Raw genomic sequence first — 17,504 nt, 5'->3', positions numbered from 1 at the left:
AATGACAGCTGCATACGAATACGAAACACACGAATATGACGTGGTTGTTGTCGGCGCTGGCGGAGCAGGTCTGCGGGCGACCCTGGGTATGGCCGAGCAGGGCCTGCGCACGGCGTGCGTGACCAAGGTATTCCCGACACGCTCACACACTGTTGCCGCGCAGGGCGGTATTGCTGCTTCCCTGTCCAACATGGGCCCGGACCACTGGCAGTGGCACATGTATGACACCGTCAAGGGCTCGGACTGGCTGGGTGACACCGACGCGATGGAATACCTCGCGCGCGAGGCTCCCAAGGCTGTGTACGAGCTGGAGCATTACGGTGTGCCCTTCAGCCGGACCGAGGAAGGCAAAATCTATCAGCGCCCCTTTGGCGGCCACACGACCGAATTTGGCGAAGGCCCCGCCGTGCAGCGGACCTGTGCCGCCGCCGACCGGACCGGCCACGCGATCCTGCATACGCTGTATGGTCAGTCGCTGAAGAACAACGCCGAGTTCTACATCGAATACTTTGCCATCGACCTGATCATGTCCGAGGACGGGCAGTGTCAGGGCGTCGTCTGCTGGAAGCTGGACGACGGCACGATGCACGTCTTCAACGCTAAAATGGTGGTGCTGGCGACCGGCGGGTATGGCCGGGCATACTTCAGCGCGACTTCGGCGCACACTTGCACCGGTGACGGTGGCGGCATGGTGGCCCGCGCGGGTCTCGCACTGCAGGATATGGAGTTCGTTCAGTTCCACCCGACCGGCATCTACGGCTCTGGCTGCCTGATTACCGAGGGCGCACGGGGTGAGGGCGGATATCTGACCAACTCGGAAGGCGAGCGGTTCATGGAGCGCTATGCGCCCCAATACAAGGACCTCGCACCCCGGGATTACGTCTCGCGTTCAATGACCATGGAAATCCGCGAAGGTCGTGGTCACGGTGACAACGGTGACCACATCCACCTGAACCTCAGCCACCTGCCAGCCGAAGCTCTGGCCGAACGCCTGCCGGGTATTTCGGAATCGGCGCGCGTTTTTGCGGGCGTGGATGTCACTAAGGAGCCGATCCCGGTTCTACCGACCGTTCACTACAACATGGGTGGTATCCCGACGAACTATTGGGGTGAGGTTCTGAACCCGACAGCCGAGAACCCGACCGCTGTCGTCCCCGGCCTGATGGCTGTGGGTGAGGCGGGTTGCGCATCAGTTCACGGTGCGAACCGGTTGGGTTCGAATTCGCTGATCGACCTTGTCGTGTTTGGCCGCGCTGCTGCGATCAAGGCGGGCAAGGTTGTGGATGCTGAAGCGCCCAACCCAGTGCTGAATCAGGCCTCGGTCGACAAGGCATTTGACCGCTTCGACGCGGTTCGCAATGCATCCGGCGAGATCGCCACCGCTGATCTGAGGCTTGAGATGCAGCGCACCATGCAGGAAGACGCCGCCGTCTTCCGGACCGCCAAGACCATGGCCGAAGGCGTCGAAAAAATGACGGCGATCGCCGCCAAGATGGAAGACCTGAAAGTCAGCGACCGCTCGCTAGTCTGGAACAGTGACCTGATGGAAACGCTGGAACTGACCAACCTGATGCCGAGTGCGTTGGCCACCATCGTCGGTGCCGAGGCGCGTAAGGAATCCCGCGGTGCCCACGCGCACGAGGATTTCACCGAGCGTGACGACGAAAACTGGCGCGTTCACACCGTTTCCCGGGTCGAGGGCAACAAGGTCGAGCTCAGCTATCGCCCGGTCATTGTTGATCCGCTGACAACCGAGGATGAAGGCGGAATCAGCCTGAAGAAAATCGCGCCCAAGGCGCGGACGTTCTGACAAAGCGGAAGCGCTGGATTGAGCCTCACGCAAATTGAGTGCTCGGCGTGCTAAACGACTAAAACTGAAGGCCGCAGATTTCTTGTCTGCGGCCTTCCTGCATTCTTTGGCAGCCTGATTTGAACAAGTGTCTCGAAACTCAGATGGAAAAACTGCTAGGTCTTTGTCAGCTGTGTTTGGTTCAACCACATCGAAAGGAAACACGACGATGATCAGAGCTCATATGGCGTCCTACCCAATGCGGGAGAAGATGTTGCCGCAGGCGCTGAGTTCGATCATTGATCAGGTCGATACGCTCCACTTGTGTCTGAACGAATGGGGCGAAGTACCAGCCGAGTACCGGGATCACCCCAAGATTTGCGCCTTTGTGCCTGAAGAGGATCAGAAAGATGTCGGCAAGTTCATCACCACTCCCGATCCCGACGACATCGTTTTTTTGGTCGATGACGATCTGAATTACAGCGAGAATTATGTTCGGCGGATGGTGAAGTGCCTGGAAGATCATGACGCGACCAAAGTGGTCATTGGTACGCATGGATCAACGTATACCAGCCAATCTCCGAAAAACGCACATCAAAGAACGTCTATAAAATTCGGTCGCCCGCAGGCTAACATGCAGCGTGTTGATCAGCTTGGAACTGGCGGTTTGGTTGCTTTGGGCAAAAATATTGCGCCCTACGAGTACATGAAAACCAGTCAGAAGTTTGTGGATGTTCGCTATGCACGCTGGTTGTACGAACATGGAATCGAAAGCTGGGTCATCAATCGGGATGAGTGGGGATTTGTCGGGCGCGTTCCAGTCGAAGGGGAACACGAGACAATTTTTAAAACCTTCACCAAACGCACACCCCAAGCTGTTCTGGAGGAAATTGCGGTTTTTGCTGGTCGCGCAATTGAAGTCGCCGAGTGAAGTTGCGCTGAAATCAAACCAGTTCCGACAAGGCGCGCTTTAAGTCACTGGACACGCAATCTGGGTGCCGTTTCTTTGCGAAATCGATACAAGCCTGCCGCTTTTCGGTAAGCTCTTCCTTCGACATTCCGATAACGCGGATCATGGTCCGGATCAAACCTCTTGGACTTTCGACGGGGTAAAGCAGGTCATGGCAAGCTTCCGGAGTTGTCTGTTTGTGCGGTTCAATGTCGGGGCCAATGATCGGCAGGCCGAAGGTTTGGGCCAGCATGGCTGTGCCGGATGTAAACGTTGTAGTCGACGGCAGTATGTAGGCGTGCGCCTGGGAAAACACGCTGGGAATTTCATCGTCGGGAATACGATTTGGTACAACTGAAATGTTGGGGTTTACTCGCATGCGACGCATCAATCGCCGCCCAGATGGGAACACCCGTCCAACGACCGACAAGTGAAATTCGTAACCGCGATTGGTCAGCTTCTTGGACGCTTGCTGAAGTCGGTCCAACTGACGGCTGCTGCGCATAGTGCCAAAAGTCAAAAACCGGGTGTGATCACGAATAGCCATTGGCCGCTTCAGCGTCAGCGCAGCCGGCTCGTAAACACCCAAATAGCTGGGATGCGGGATTAATCGCAACTTGTCTGGGTCGGCGCCATACTCAGAAATCATATGTTGTCCGGCATGGGGGGTGTGGACGTGAATCAGATCGACAATTTGCGCCAGTTGCCGGCGGTTCTCTCGAAAATAGTTCGTTTCGCCCTCTTCGGAGTGAGCAAACTGATTATGAATGGTCCAGATCAAACGCCCACCATTTGCCTGATATTGCTTCAGACCAGTGCGTGCGGCGATGAATGCAGATTCCTGACTGGCGGCCTCAGGCTCGGGAAACAGGCGGTCGTCCCAGTGAATGTGAATTATTCCTTTATCGGGCTGAAAATCAGCCTTTGCAAACTCGGAAAGAGGTGCATTTCGGGGGCCGGTCAGGCAGAATTCCGGCCCGCAAGCAGAATACATCATATCCTGATATGGGTTCTTTGTTCCGTAGGGTATGTTGACGACTTTTGTCGGCATTTGCGGTCCTGCACCCAGCCATTTTCTCAACCCGTACGTTCTTTGTGCGAAACGGGATTGTAAAGATGAAAACGCCCAATTTTCCTGGGTGTTTTCAAGGTTAAAGGTTGGCTTTCTGCGCTGCGGAGTATATCTATTGGCGGGATTTTAGCGAGGTCGGAAATGGTACAACTCACCCTGCCAAAGAACTCCCGGATCACGACCGGAAAAACCTGGCCCAAGCCTGAAGGCGCGACCAACGTTCGTAAGTTTCAGATCTACCGCTGGAACCCGGACGATGGCCAAAACCCTCGCGTCGACACCTACTTCGTCGATATGGACAGCTGCGGTCCGATGGTTCTGGATGCGCTGATCAAGATCAAGAATGAGATCGACCCGACGCTGACGTTCCGGCGTTCTTGCCGCGAGGGGATTTGCGGATCCTGCGCGATGAATATCGACGGGATTAACACCTTGGCCTGCATCTACGGGATGGATGAGATCAAGGGCGACGTGAAAATCTATCCGCTGCCGCACATGCCGGTGGTTAAGGATCTGATTCCCGACCTGACCCATTTCTACGCACAGCATGCAAGCATCATGCCGTGGCTGGAAACCAAAACGAACCGTCCCGCGAAAGAGTGGAAGCAATCCATCGAAGACCGCAAAAAGCTGGATGGTCTGTACGAATGCGTGATGTGTGCTAGCTGCTCGACCTCGTGCCCGAGCTATTGGTGGAATGGGGACCGTTACCTTGGCCCCGCCGCGTTGCTGCATGCATATCGCTGGATCATCGACAGCCGGGATGAAGCGACGGGTGAGCGCTTGGACGAGTTGGAAGATCCCTTCAAACTGTATCGCTGCCACACGATCATGAACTGCGCCAAGACCTGCCCGAAGGGTCTGAACCCGGCCAAGGCAATTGCCGAAATCAAGAAGATGATGGTCGATCGCGCGGTTTAAAGCGGTTTAAAATCATGCGCTTGCCGCCTTGCGGTGAGCGCATGTCGAGATTGCAAATTTATGCAATGCGACGCCCCTCGATCCCCGCTATCTTTCGATCAGGGAGGAGTGATGTTACCGAGAACGGAACCGCTCCGATGCAAAATCAAGAACCACAATCCACGACAAGTCCTGCCGAAGCGCTGGAGTTGCTAGATCAAGCTTGGGCATACTATTCGCCTGTTCCTGCGGCGGCGGAAGATCAACGCGAACCAGAACTGTTCGAATACGCAAACGCTGCTTAAAGCGACGTTGGGCTTGCGGTAAGCACTCAAAATGGGCCATGCATTGACATGCCCATTTTGCTTCTCATCCTCGCTGGCGGTGTATTTGCATATTTTTTGTGGCGGTCACGCACGTCATCATTGACCCGCGATTGCCGTTGGCGGCAACACCGGAAAGAAGGCGTTTGGGTCTGTGCATTTTGCGGGGCACAGCAACAGGGCGCTGACTCGCCAACACGTTGTCTGAAGGACAAGTAGGATGCGGACAGGGTGGTGTTTCCCACCCTGCGCGGTCTTACTGTGACGCTGGGAATGCTGCTTGCAGGGCGATTTCAACCATATCCCCGAAGCTGCGCTCGCGCTCGGAAGACGGCAACGCTTCTCCGGTCAGCAAGTGATCGGAAACGGTTAGAACAGCCAGTGCCCGGCACTTGTGGCGTGCTGCGAGAACATACAATTCAGCAGCTTCCATCTCGACCCCGAGAATACCGTGCCGAACCATCTGTTCGTTCAGGTCGGGGCGCTCATCGTAGAAAACATCCGACGAATAGATGCCACCGACATGGGTTGGCGTGCCTTTGGCAGCCGCTGCCTGAGCCGCGCCCTGAAGTAGGCCCCAATCGGCGCAGGGGGCAAAGTTCAGCTCTTTCATGATGCCGCGCGACGGCGTGCTGAGCGTGGTCGAGGTCATCGCAAGGATGACGTCCCGGACATTGACGCTGTCCTGCATTCCACCGCAGGAACCGATGCGGATCAGTGTTTTAGCACCGAAATCCCGGATCAGTTCGTTGACGTAGATCGAGAGGGACGGCATTCCCATACCGCTACCCTGAATTGTGACGGGATTACCTTTCCAGTTTCCGGTAAAGCCCAGCATGCCCCGCACGTCATTGACCTGCTTTACGTCTTCCAAAAACGTTTCGGCCGCCCATTTTGCCCGATAAGGATCACCGGGCAAAAGAACTGTTTCTGCGATATCGCCTTTTTCGGCGCCAATATGAATTGTCATTTTGGGATCAGTTCCAATTAGACTTCAGATTTCCAAATCCGAGATATCTGCACCGGATTTCAACGCGTCATGAATCCATTGCGGTTTACGTCCCCGACCCGACCATGTTTGTTTTGGATTAGCCGGGTTGCGGTATTTCGCATTTGATTTCGGGCCTTTGGTAGAAAGCGGTGAATCCTTTGCCAGTTCTGACAAAGAAAATCCGAATTCCGCCGCGGCTTTTTCAGCAGCCTGCAATGCCTCTTTCCGTTCGCGTTTTTCGGCGTCTACCAGCGCTTTTTCAACCTGATCGCGTAATTCCAGCAGTTCTTTACGTGACAGGTTTTCAAGATTTGTCCCCACCATTCTTCTCCATTGGTTATTTGACGGTGCCCCCGATGGCACACCGTAATTCCAAACAGAAGGATTATCTATCCCCTTTTAGTCAGGGGATAGAAACAGGACGAACAAAAAATGCCGATTTGTTATTCAGCCGCGAGGTTTTGTGGATCGACCAGGGTAACGATGTCGCCCATGATCGCATTCAACTCAAAATTCTTGGGTGTATAGATTTTCGCGACGCCCATGGCCTTTAGCTTGGCGGAATCGTCATCGGGAATGATACCACCGACAACGACCGGAATATGGCCCAGACCTGCGTCGCGCAGGCGGGTCATGACATCCTGTACCAACGGAATATGACTTCCGGACAGGATCGACAGGCCAATCACATGCGCATCGTCTTCGGCAGCGGCGGTCACAATTTCCTCAGGCGTCAGACGAATGCCTTCATAGCTGATGTCCATGCCGCAATCGCGTGCGCGGAACGCGATCTGTTCGGCGCCGTTCGAGTGACCATCCAGGCCGGGTTTTCCCACCAGGAATTTCAGGCGGCGACCCAGCTTGTCGCTGACCGCATCCACCGCGGCGCGCAGGCCGTCCAATCCTTCAGTCTTGTTTGAGACCGAACCCGACACGCCGGTTGGCCCCCTATAGGTGCCGTAGACTTTGCGCATTTCTTCTGCCCATTCACCGGTGGTGACGCCAGCCTTGGCTGCCGCGATCGACGGCTCCATGACGTTGGCTCCGGTCTGTGCTGCTTCGCGCAGTGCGGCCAGCGCAGCCGCGACGGCTGCGTCGTCGCGATCGCTGCGCCATTCATTCAGGCGGTCGATTTGTTCCTGCTCAACGGCCGGATCGACGACCATGATGCCGCCATCTTCGGTTTGCAGGGGCGAGGGTTCGCCTTCGATCCATTTGTTTACGCCAACGACAACGGTTTCATTCCGCTCGATTCGGTTCAGGCGTTCCGCATTCGAATCCACCAGGCGGGACTTCATATACTCGATCGAAGCAACCGCGCCGCCCATGGAATCCAGGTTGGCCAATTCGGCGCGAGCGCCTTCCTTCAGTTCTTCGACCTTCGCCTCCACGGCCGGGTTGCCGTCGAACAGGTCCCCGTACTCCAAAAGGTCGGTTTCATAAGCCAGAATTTGCTGCATCCGCATCGACCATTGCTGATCCCATGGGCGCGGCAAACCGAGTGCTTCATTCCATGCGGGCAATTGCACCGCACGTGCGCGGGCTTTTTTCGACAAAGTAACGGCCAGCATCTCGATCAGGATGCGGTAGACGTTGTTCTCTGGCTGCTGCTCCGTCAGGCCCAGCGAGTTGACCTGAACGCCATAGCGGAAACGGCGGAATTTTGCGTTCTCAACGCCGTAGCGCTCTTGCAGGATTTCGTCCCAAAGATCAACAAAGGCGCGCATTTTGCACATCTCGGTGACAAACCGGATGCCCGCGTTCACAAAAAACGAAATCCGTCCGCAAAGTGCGGGGAAATCTTCCGCTGGGACACGGGGGCGAAGCTCATCCAGCACAGCGATGGCTGTGGCCAGAGCATAAGCCAGTTCCTGTTCCGGCGTCGCGCCAGCCTCTTGCAGGTGATAGGAACACACATTCATCGGGTTCCATTTCGGCACGTTCGTATAGCAATACTCTGCTACGTCCGCGATCATCTTCAGCGACGGCTTCGGCGGGCAGACATAGGTGCCGCGGCTCAGGTATTCCTTGATCAGATCGTTCTGAACGGTGCCCTGCAGCTTGGAGACATCCGCGCCTTGTTCCTCTGCCACGGCGATATATAGCGCAAGCAGCCAAGGGGCCGTCGCGTTGATCGTCATCGACGTGTTCATCTGTTCCAGAGGGATCTCGTCAAACAGCACCCGCATGTCACCCAGATGGCAGACGGGCACACCCACTTTGCCCACTTCGCCGCGCGCCAGAGTGTGGTCGCTGTCATACCCGGTCTGAGTCGGCAGATCGAACGCAACAGAAAGACCCGTCTGACCCTTTGCAAGGTTCCCACGATACAATGCGTTTGACGCTTTGGCGGTGGAATGACCGGCATAGGTTCGGATGAGCCAGGGGCGATCTTTCTGCGTCTGCGTCATAGCTGGACCTCGTGAGTTAGGTGGGCAACAAAATTACGTTCACGGCCTCTAAAGCGCAATTTTCGGGATATGTCAATTCGCTGCATCGCGGCATATCTGGTTCTTCAGATTGTAGCCCATTATATTTGGTGGCAGGGTGCGTGCATGACTCAGACCGTGGAACTTCCGCTTTGGCTGTTTTTGCTGATCGTGGTGTTTGCCATGGTCACTCTGGCTTCGCATTTTCTGTTTCCATCAGTGCGATGGTTCTTTCGACGCCGCCTTGAACGGGCCGTCAAACAATTGAACACTCGCCTGCAGCGGCCGATTCAACCCTTTAAATTGGCGCGCCGTCACGACATGATCCAACGCCTGATCTATGACCCGCAGGTGGGGCAGGCGGTTCAGGAACATGCACGCGAAACAGGGGTCCCCGAGGCGGTGGCGTTCGAGAAGGCCCGGCGTTACGCGCGGGAGATTGTCCCCTCCTTTTCTGCCGTTGCCTATTTCAGCTTTGCGATCCGCGTGGCCCGGTTGTTGAGCAATGCGTTCTATCATGTGCGTCTCAGCTACCAGGACGAAACGGCGGTCAAGAACATTGATCCGGATGCAACGGTTGTTTTTGTCATGAATCATCGCAGCAACATGGATTACGTGTTGGTTACGTATCTTGCTGCGGAACATTCCGCCTTGTCATATGCGGTGGGCGAGTGGGCTCGTGTCTGGCCGCTAAGCCGGTTGATCCGTGCGATGGGGGCATACTTTATCCGCCGCAGGTCGGGTAGTGATCTGTATCGGCAGATTCTGTCCTGCTACGTACGGCATGCGACCGAAGCCGGCGTCACTCAGGCCATGTTCCCTGAAGGGGGGCTGAGCCTCACGGGTGGTCTGGGGCGCCCGAAGCTTGGGCTGCTCAAGTACATAATCGACGGAACCACCGTAGACGGGCGCGACGTGGTGTTCGTGCCGGTGGCGCTGAACTATGACCGCGTGTTGGAGGACACAATCCTGACCCGGGCCGCGCTTGGCACTGAACGCCGATTTCGCGCCAGAATCGGAGTGATCACCCGGTGGATTCTCAAACAGGTCTGGCGGCGCGTTATTGGCCGTTACAAGAGGTTCGGTCTGGCGTCTGTCAGATACGGCGAACCAATATCGCTGCACGCTTTTCGGGCGACGCATAAGCGGGATTTGATGACCGATCTGGCGCGCGACCTGATGGCGCGGATAAGTGATGCAATCCCCCTGGTCCCGGCACCAGCCGCGTGTTGGCTGGTGCAAGAGCACGGAGAAATGTCCGAGGCCGATGCTATCGACCTGATTGCCGATCATATGCGACGCAACGGAATTTCGGACAAAGAAAACCGGACCTCGATCAAGGATGCCATCAACCAACTGGTCGAGAGGCGGATACTCAAGCGAAATGCCGGAAAAATTTCTCAATCCGGCCAAAGGGTTGATCTATTGCACTACTATGCGGCCTCAGCCCCGCTGAATTCAGGCGGGGATGATGCTGCGGTCGCGAAAGAAGTTTCTGCATCCGCTGGGTCATAAAATTTCAAAATAGCACCAAAATCTATTGCATTATTTCTCGAAGGCCAATATTCCATCGGTTAATGCAAGCGATTCTGCATCGCGGCAATGGTTTTGAATAAAGGAGGCCAACATGGCTCTGGACACCGACAGCGGCATCGCGTCGTACGAGGCACCGGAAAAAGACCTCTATGAGATGGGCGAAATCCCCCCGATGGGATATGTCCCGAAACAAATGTATGCGTGGGCCATCCGCAAGGAACGCCACGGCGAGCCGAACACGGCCATGCAACTGGAAGTGGTGGATGTCCCGAAACTGGACAGCCACGAAGTCCTGGTTCTCGTGATGGCGGCCGGCGTCAACTACAACGGCGTCTGGGCCTCGCTGGGTAAGCCGATCAGCCCGTTTGACGGCCACGGCCAGCCTTTCCACATCGCTGGTTCGGATGCTTCGGGCATCGTTTGGGCCGTTGGCGACAAGGTGAAGCGCTGGAAGGTCGGCGACGAAGTCGTAATCCACTGCAACCAGGATGATGGCGACGACGAAGCCTGTAACGGTGGCGACCCGATGTACTCGGACTCGCAGCGTATCTGGGGTTATGAGACGCCCGATGGTTCGTTCGCGCAGTTCACCAACGTTCAGGCACAGCAGCTGATGCCGCGTCCCAAGCATCTGACCTGGGAAGAAAGCGCCTGCTACACGCTGACTTTGGCCACCGCGTACCGCATGCTGTTCGGCCACGAGCCGCACGATCTGAAGCCGGGCCAGAACGTTTTGGTTTGGGGCGCATCGGGTGGTTTGGGTTCCTACGCGATCCAGCTGATCAACACTGCGGGCGCAAATGCGATCGGTGTGATCTCGGACGAAAGCAAGCGTGACTTTGTCATGGGGCTTGGCGCCAAAGGCGTCCTGAACCGTAAGGACTTCAACTGCTGGGGTCAGTTGCCCACAGTGAACACGCCGGAATATGCCGAGTGGTTTAAAGAAGCGCGTAAGTTCGGCAAGGCCATCTGGGATATCACCGGCAAAGGCGTAAACGTCGACATGGTCTTCGAACACCCGGGCGAAAGCACTTTCCCGGTTTCGACCTTCGTCGTGAAAAAAGGCGGCATGGTCGTGATCTGTGCTGGTACCACCGGCTACAACCTGACCTTTGACGTGCGCTACATGTGGATGCACCAGAAGCGCCTGCAGGGGTCACACTTTGCGCACCTCAAGCAAGCCTCGGCCGCAAACCAGCTGATGGTTGAGCGCCGTCTGGATCCGTGCATGTCCGAAGTGTTCACCTGGCAGGACTTGCCCGAAGCGCACATGAAGATGATGCGTAACGAACATAAACCGGGCAATATGTCTGTTCTGGTTCAGGCGCCACAGACCGGTATGCGCACTTTGGAAGAGGTTCTGGCCGCGCGCGGCTAACCAATTCCAAAATTTTTGTCGAGATCGCCCGCGAATCGCTTTACCGGTTCGCGGGTGATCCTTTTTTGAGCTTAATTGCTGTAATTTCAATTACTTATCTCCTTATCCCTCACTGTTTTTGGGGAGTAGAAACCAGTGAATAGGCCAAAAAAACCTGTACATGCTATGGTTGTGTTAACCCTTCGTTAACCGTTTCGGAGAGACCCTGATGGCGCAAAATGAGTGGATACTGGACGTTCTGTCGGACCTCAGCGCCTTTGCTGTTGAAAACGGTTTGACCGCGCTGGCCGAGCAGTTGGATGACACCAAACTGATCGCCGCAGCCGAGATTGCGTCCAGTAAGAATGAGGTTCGGGCGCCCGCGGATGGGAACAAAACTCGATATGAGCCAGGTTCTGGAGGACTTGGAAAACACCAGCACGCTTGATGAGTTAAGCGATGTTGCTGTTCGTTTGCGGGACAGGCTGCAGGTCGAACACCTTATCTATCATTGGGTTGATGGTGCTGGGGATCAATATGGCTATACGACCTATCCCGACACTTGGGCCGAAAGGTACCGAGAGCGGAATTATCATCGTATAGATCCAGTTATTCTTGGCTGTTTCCAACGGTTCCACCCAGTCGATTGGAAGACACTGGATTGGTCGGGAAAAGTAGCAAAGAACTTTCTAAGGGATGCGCAGGATCACGGCGTTGGCAACCAAGGTTATTCCATTCCGATCCGCGGACCGAACGGGCAATTCGCCCTGTTTACGGTAAACCATTCCTGTGATGACGCGGCCTGGCGGAAATTTATCGAAACGCATGGCCGCGAACTGATCTTGATTGCCCACTACTTCAACCGAAAGGCGCTGGAGTTCGAAAGTGACCGTCAACCTGAGTCCTCTCGTAGTTTGTCGCCGCGTGAGGTGGACGCGATGACTTTGCTTGCTTTGGGCTACAGTCGCGCGCAGGTCGCGCATTCCTTATCGATTTCCGAACACACTCTGCGCGTCTACATTGAGAGCGCCCGGGCCAAGCTTGGCGCGCAAAACACGACCCACGCCATCGCCACGGCATTAAGCCGAGGGTTAATAGTGGTTTAAGGCGCGCGCTCCCTCCGAACGGGAAATTAACCACAACTTTGTACCCCCTTCGTTCTTGCACAGGACGACAAGGGGAAAAGTCATGTTGCGCTATGTCTATGCGGACGAATTGCACAAATTTCCGAAATTGGCCGAAGGGATGTTTAGGGACCGCGCCGACCAGTTCAAAACGCGGCTGGGTTGGGACGTTCACGTTAACGAAAAAGGAGAGGAGCGGGATCAATACGATGACCTGAACCCGCTTTATGTCATTTGGGAGGAACCGGATGGCAGCCACGGGGGCTCGATGCGGGTGTTGCCCACAACGGGTCCGGTTATGATTAACGAGGTCTTTGGCCACCTGAACGAGGGCAGCCCGATTTGCAGCCCGTTGATTTGGGAAGTGACCCGGTTCTGCCTGTCACGCACCGCAAGCCCCCATACCGCCGGGGCCATCATGCTCAGCGGCGGTGAAATGATGGAGGGGTTCGGTCTGACCCACATCGCGGGTGTCTTTGATGCGCGCATGATTCGGATCTACCGGCTGATCGGGTCGTCTCCGACAGTGCTGGGCACCGAAGGGACAGGGGGTGATCAGATCTCTGTCGGGCTGTGGTCCTATTCAGCGGATGACTGCAATCGGGTGGCTGAGCGAGCGGGTATCCCCCGGGAATTGTCGCGACTGTGGTTCAAGACGGCGTTTGGCGTCGGCAGGCAGCATCGGTTCGCGATGACGGCCTGATCGCACGAAAACCCAATTCCGTATCTGGCGATAGGCGGCGCGGCCTTGTAGGGTCGCGCCATGTCTTTGCCCCCCGTTACCTTTTCCGACGACCAGGCCGCTGCTTATGACAACATCTCGGAGATGTTGAAATCCGCAGGCGTTGACCTTGATGATGATGCCCTGCTGAAACTGCCGGGGGCTGGCAAGTCCGGTGTGATGGCGGTGATTGGTAAGGCAGGGTCGGGTAAAACTCTGTTATTGGCCGAACTGTACAAAGCCCTGGCTGAGACTGGTGTTCAGATTGTGTCCGGGGATTTTGAAAGCCGCAAAGTCAAAGAGAAACGCAGCCTCGCCATCCTCGCCCCTACCAACAAGGCCGCCAGCGTCTTGCGGTTGCGTGGGGTGCCCGCGACGACGATTCACCGCATTCTCTATACGCCCGTCTACGACCCGGAATATGAGCGGATCGCCGAATGGCTGGCGGGCAACGATGAGCGGCCAGAGATCGAAGGTCTGACCGACGAAGCGCTGGATCGCGCGGCGGCGTTTTATCAGAACAACAAATCCATTCCCGGTGCATTGGCGGCTGCAGGCTTGCGTGGATCCGATTTTATCACCGGTTGGAAACGCCGGGACGAGCCACTGGATATCGGGTTTGTGGACGAAGCCTCGATGTTGGATGATCGCCAGTTCGAAGACCTGCAAGAGATTTTCCCGACGTTGCTGCTGTTTGGTGACCCTGCGCAGCTGGCTCCGGTCAATCAGTCGGGCAGCATGGTGTTTGAAAGCTTGCCGGAACCACGCAAGCAAATCCTGCACCGCGTCCACCGGCAGGAGGCGGACAACCCCATTCTGGACCTTGCACATGCTCTGGCTGATCCGCAAATGGGGTTCGAGGATTTCGAGCGTCTGATCGAACAGACTGCCCGGCAGGACGATCGGGTCGTCTGGGGCCAACGGGTCGAGGTTGACCTAATGGCCCGAAGCCCGGTTCTGGTCTGGCGCAACGCAACGCGTATTCGGTTGATTCAGGCCTTTCGGAACGTACACGGCGCGCCCGATACCGAGCTGCTGGAAGGCGAGCCGCTGATTTGCGACGGCATCGAACTGCCTTTGAAACACCGCAAAAAACGGCTGGACCTGGAAGCGCGTGGGCTCATCAAGGGGGCTCAGGTCATCTATCTGGGACCGGGCCGCAAGCCGGGATTTTCGAGGTTGCATGTAATGGGCGCCGAAGACCCTCAGGTCAGTGCTGCATCCATCGTCAAAATCGAAAAACCGGACGAGGAAGAGCCATTCATTCCCTACGCCGCCCGCATGGGCGCCACTTTCCTGCACGGCGCGGCAGTCACGATTCACAAGGCACAGGGGTCGCAATGGGATACGGTGCAAGTCTTCGCACCGGACATCTACGCCGCCGCCCGTATGGGCCGCACAGAAGCCGGACAGCCACTGTGGAAACGTCTGGCCTATGTGGCCATCACCCGCGCGCAGGAACGGCTGATCTGGGTGGTCCGAAACCGACTTGCCAAACCGACCTATCCGCTGCGTGTGGATGATCTGCGCGCGGTGCCGGCGGCATCGCTGACTTTGGAGGCAGAGGAAACATGACATCCATTATCGTGACCGGCGCAAGCTCGGGCATCGGGCGGGCCACGGCTGAATTGTTTCTGGCCGAAGGATGGACGGTCGGCTTGTTGGCGCGCAGTGTTGATACGCTGAACCAGATGGCTTCGGATAAACCAAACGCGGTTCCGCTGGTTGCGGACGTGACCGATACCGATGCGGTCGCGGCTGCCTTTAGTTCCTTTCAGGAAAAGGCTGGCCGCCTCGACGTTCTGTTCAACAACGCTGGAATTTTCGCGCCGGGAGGCACGATTGACGAGATCGCACTGGACGATTGGTATCAGAGCGTCAACGTCAACCTGAACGGTATGTTCCTGTGTGCCCGCGAGGCATTTCGGATCATGCGTCATCAGTCACCGCAAGGCGGACGCATCATCAACAACGGCTCGATTGCCGCGCATGTGCCACGCCCGAACTCGGTGCACTACTCGGCGACCAAACACGCGATAACGGGCCTGACCCGCAGCCTGTCCCTTGACGGACGTGAGTTTGCTATTGCCTGTGGTCAGATCGACATCGGCAATGCGCGCACGCAGATGGTCCAGGGGTTGGTCGACGCGGCCATTGCCGATGGGCAAGAACCCGATCCGACAATGACCGTAGAAGACGCGGCGCGGTCCGTTCTGCACATGGCAAACCTGCCGCCCGAGGCCAATGTTCAGTTCATGACCGTTATGGCCACGACGATGCCTTATATCGGCCGCGGGTAGCGACCCGTTACTCGCGCAGTAAGCGGAACGCTGTCGAAGCGCCCCAACCGGCCGCGATGGCGATGACCAGCGACATCAGACCGTACCAGACTGGCTGCTGACGGGACATGTTGTACAAAAACCGCTCGAGCCCCACTTTGCGAACATCGATGGTGGTCTCGAACTGTGAAACGACAGCGCCGTCTCGGGTCAGGAAGATACGCGCCGCGTATTCCCCTTCGGTCAGGTCCGCCGGCATCTCAATCGACGTTCGGAACAGGGTCTGCTCATCGACGGCCACGGTATCTTCGCGAATGGAATACAGTCCTTCGTCTTCGCGAATGCGAACCACGGCGTCTGCAAAGTCCTGTGCCCCGCGAATATTCATCGCTGCGCCAACGGATCGAATAGCCCGTTCGATGGAAATCCGATAGCGTAGGTCTTCGGTATCCGACAGGATTTCATTCAAAGGCGCGCTGGTCGCAACCGCGTAGAAACTGGGGGCCAAGTCGACCAGAACACTGTCTGTATTGACCCAGATCCCAAGTTTACGCTCTTTTCGCCTGACGGTAATTGGGCTGGACGGACCAGCCACTGCCACGATCACCTCAAGAGGTGGCCCCGGCGGAATGGGCGACTCGCGTTTGACGGCGCCAAAGACCAGAATTTCAGAACCGTCGAAATTGGCCGTAATCGCCACGCGATCCTGGCTGAGGCCAAGCACGACTTCTTCATCTACGGCGAGTGCCGGGCTGGCGCAAAAGGCAAGCAGAACAAGCAAGCGTTTTAGCATGATCAGTGCCCTCCGCCGGTGCCAAGCGAGTAGAGCTCGGACGGTTCAAGCAAAAGATCCAAAGCCAGTTTGCCGCACACGGCCAGAACGAGCGCAGCCAGCAATACGCGCAACTGTTCGGCAGGCATGCGCGCACCGATCACCGTGCCGATCTGTGCGCCGATAACGCCGCCAACAAGAAGCAAAACGGCAAGAACCACGTCGACCGTGTAGTTGGTGGTCGCGTGCAGCATGGTGGTGAAGCCGGTGACAAAGATGATCTGGAACAGGGACGTGCCAACAACGACCTTGGTCGGCATACCCAGCAGGTAGATCATCGCGGGTACCATGATGAACCCGCCGCCAACACCCATTATCGCCGACAAAACGCCAACGAACAGGCCAACCAGCGCCGGTGGAATGACCGAGATATACAGGCCTGATGTCCGGAACCGCATCTTGAACGGCATTGCGTGCACCCAGCCGCGCTGACGACGTTTAGGGGGGGCGGAAACGCCTTTCTTGGATTTGCGCAGCGCATTCAGGCTTTCGATGAACATCAGGCCGCCGACAACACCAAGGAATACGACGTAGCACAGCGTCACAAGCAGGTCGACCTGCCCCAGGCTTTTGAGATAGTTGAATATCACCACCCCAAGCGCAGCCCCGGTTAAGCCCCCTATCAATAGGACCGTCCCCATTTTCAGGTCCACCGTCTTTCGTCGGAAGTGGGCCAGAACCCCTGAGAACGAAGACGCAACGATCTGGTTGGCTTCGGTTGCGACCGCGACGGCTGGTGGAATGCCGATGAAGAACAGCAGGGGGGTCATCAGGAACCCTCCGCCGACACCGAACATGCCCGAGAGAATGCCGACCATCCCCCCAAGCCCCAAAAGCAGGAAGGCGTTGACTGAGACTTCGGCGATAGGAAGGTAAATTTGCATATCGAGCTACTGTATGAGGGTCGGCCCATCACGACGTGTGGTGTGGTCCGCCTCAAGGCAAAGTGGTGTAGATGTAATGCGACACGCGGCGGCGATGCCCCGAGGCCACATGGCGAATATCGGTGCGCTGGGCGCAATGCCAGCTACTTGATAAGGCTGGAAAACCCGGATTGCCCCACTTTTGAGGCGCATATGCGTTCTTCTCAGCCCGGTTAGGGCTGGGTCCGAGTCGTGGGTTATAAAGGGAGGCACATGCATACCCCTTTAGAACGGTTGCGGCATGCAAAATCAACTCTGCATGCCGCTCTGCAGCGAACA

The 17,504-nt window shown here is 56.7% G+C and carries 16 protein-coding genes and 1 pseudogene; 11 read left to right on the top strand and 6 right to left on the bottom strand.

All coding sequences use genetic code 11. The features are described 5' to 3' along the window. Position 1: 1 nt before the first annotated feature. Both sdhA and MHN28_RS10930 read left to right on the top strand, forming a co-directional pair. A complete protein-coding gene (gene sdhA / locus MHN28_RS10935) occupies positions 2-1,810 on the top strand; it encodes a succinate dehydrogenase flavoprotein subunit (protein WP_239338963.1) in 1,809 nt (602 codons plus the stop codon). 208 nt (positions 1,811-2,018) lie between these two features. Continuing rightward, complete coding sequence (locus MHN28_RS10930) at positions 2,019-2,720, top strand: hypothetical protein (RefSeq protein ID WP_239338961.1); 702 nt, start codon at positions 2,019-2,021, stop codon at positions 2,718-2,720. 13 nt (positions 2,721-2,733) lie between these two features. Here the strand turns inward: MHN28_RS10930 and MHN28_RS10925 are convergent, their stop codons facing one another. Further along, on the bottom strand, positions 2,734-3,789 hold the full coding sequence (locus MHN28_RS10925) for a glycosyltransferase family 4 protein (RefSeq protein WP_239338959.1): 1,056 nt from the start codon (positions 3,787-3,789) through the stop codon (positions 2,734-2,736). Positions 3,790-3,951: 162 nt separating this feature from the next. Between MHN28_RS10925 and MHN28_RS10920 the strand changes: the two genes are divergently transcribed. Together MHN28_RS10920 and MHN28_RS10915 are read left to right on the top strand one after the other, a co-directional pair. After that, complete coding sequence (locus tag MHN28_RS10920; protein WP_170562789.1) at positions 3,952-4,731, top strand: succinate dehydrogenase iron-sulfur subunit; 780 nt, start codon at positions 3,952-3,954, stop codon at positions 4,729-4,731. 137 nt (positions 4,732-4,868) lie between these two features. After that, positions 4,869-5,015: a hypothetical protein gene (locus MHN28_RS10915; protein ID WP_239338957.1), complete on the top strand. Its 147-nt coding sequence runs from the start codon at positions 4,869-4,871 to the stop codon at positions 5,013-5,015. A 274-nt stretch (positions 5,016-5,289) separates the two neighbouring features. Here MHN28_RS10915 and deoD read toward each other — a convergent pair whose 3' ends face one another. The 3 genes and pseudogenes from deoD to MHN28_RS10900 all read right to left on the bottom strand — a co-directional run. Next, positions 5,290-6,003: a purine-nucleoside phosphorylase gene (gene deoD, locus MHN28_RS10910; protein ID WP_239338955.1), complete on the bottom strand. Its 714-nt coding sequence runs from the start codon at positions 6,001-6,003 to the stop codon at positions 5,290-5,292. A 24-nt stretch (positions 6,004-6,027) separates the two neighbouring features. Continuing rightward, positions 6,028-6,348, bottom strand: coding sequence for an H-NS family nucleoid-associated regulatory protein (locus tag MHN28_RS10905; protein WP_255732652.1), 321 nt, complete (start codon positions 6,346-6,348; stop codon positions 6,028-6,030). 119 nt (positions 6,349-6,467) lie between these two features. Next, positions 6,468-8,444, bottom strand: a pseudogene (locus MHN28_RS10900) (methylmalonyl-CoA mutase family protein); the annotation flags it as partial. 135 nt (positions 8,445-8,579) lie between these two features. On the opposite strand from MHN28_RS10900, the gene MHN28_RS10895 reads away from it, so the two are divergent. The 7 genes from MHN28_RS10895 (at position 8,580) to MHN28_RS10865 (ending at position 15,491) form a co-directional block, all read left to right on the top strand. Continuing rightward, positions 8,580-9,968 carry a 1-acyl-sn-glycerol-3-phosphate acyltransferase gene (locus MHN28_RS10895; protein WP_239338951.1) on the top strand — a complete coding sequence of 463 codons (1,389 nt, stop codon included), beginning with the start codon at positions 8,580-8,582 and terminating at the stop codon, positions 9,966-9,968. Between the two features lie 112 nt (positions 9,969-10,080). After that, on the top strand, positions 10,081-11,367 hold the full coding sequence (ccrA, locus tag MHN28_RS10890) for a crotonyl-CoA carboxylase/reductase (protein WP_239338949.1): 1,287 nt from the start codon (positions 10,081-10,083) through the stop codon (positions 11,365-11,367). A gap of 208 nt (positions 11,368-11,575) precedes the next feature. After that, positions 11,576-11,794: a hypothetical protein gene (locus MHN28_RS10885; protein ID WP_239338946.1), complete on the top strand. Its 219-nt coding sequence runs from the start codon at positions 11,576-11,578 to the stop codon at positions 11,792-11,794. After that, positions 11,733-12,452 (top strand): LuxR family transcriptional regulator, encoded by a 720-nt coding sequence (locus MHN28_RS10880; protein ID WP_239338943.1) that lies wholly within the window; start codon positions 11,733-11,735, stop codon positions 12,450-12,452. The genes MHN28_RS10885 and MHN28_RS10880 overlap by 62 nt, the downstream gene beginning before the upstream one ends. An 82-nt stretch (positions 12,453-12,534) precedes the next feature. Next, positions 12,535-13,173 (top strand): acyl-homoserine-lactone synthase, encoded by a 639-nt coding sequence (locus tag MHN28_RS10875; protein ID WP_239338940.1) that lies wholly within the window; start codon positions 12,535-12,537, stop codon positions 13,171-13,173. Positions 13,174-13,233: 60 nt separating this feature from the next. Beyond that, positions 13,234-14,766, top strand: a complete 1,533-nt coding sequence (locus tag MHN28_RS10870) for an ATP-dependent RecD-like DNA helicase (protein ID WP_239338937.1) — start codon at positions 13,234-13,236, stop codon at positions 14,764-14,766. Continuing rightward, a complete protein-coding gene (locus tag MHN28_RS10865; protein WP_239338934.1) occupies positions 14,763-15,491 on the top strand; it encodes an SDR family oxidoreductase in 729 nt (242 codons plus the stop codon). Before MHN28_RS10870 ends, MHN28_RS10865 begins: the two co-directional genes overlap by 4 nt. A gap of 7 nt (positions 15,492-15,498) precedes the next feature. Here the strand turns inward: MHN28_RS10865 and MHN28_RS10860 are convergent, their stop codons facing one another. After that, positions 15,499-16,263: a TIGR02186 family protein gene (locus MHN28_RS10860; RefSeq protein ID WP_239338932.1), complete on the bottom strand. Its 765-nt coding sequence runs from the start codon at positions 16,261-16,263 to the stop codon at positions 15,499-15,501. Positions 16,264-16,265: 2 nt separating this feature from the next. Next, on the bottom strand, positions 16,266-17,186 hold the full coding sequence (locus MHN28_RS10855) for a sulfite exporter TauE/SafE family protein (RefSeq protein WP_239338930.1): 921 nt from the start codon (positions 17,184-17,186) through the stop codon (positions 16,266-16,268). Positions 17,187-17,504: the final 318 nt, after the last annotated feature.

Origin of the sequence: Ruegeria sp. Ofav3-42 (genome assembly GCF_022347725.1) — a bacterium.
In the GTDB taxonomy this organism is placed as follows: domain Bacteria; phylum Pseudomonadota; class Alphaproteobacteria; order Rhodobacterales; family Rhodobacteraceae; genus Ruegeria.
The sequence above is the reverse complement of the archived record's forward strand: the minus strand, read 5'-3'. Positions and strand labels throughout refer to the sequence as shown.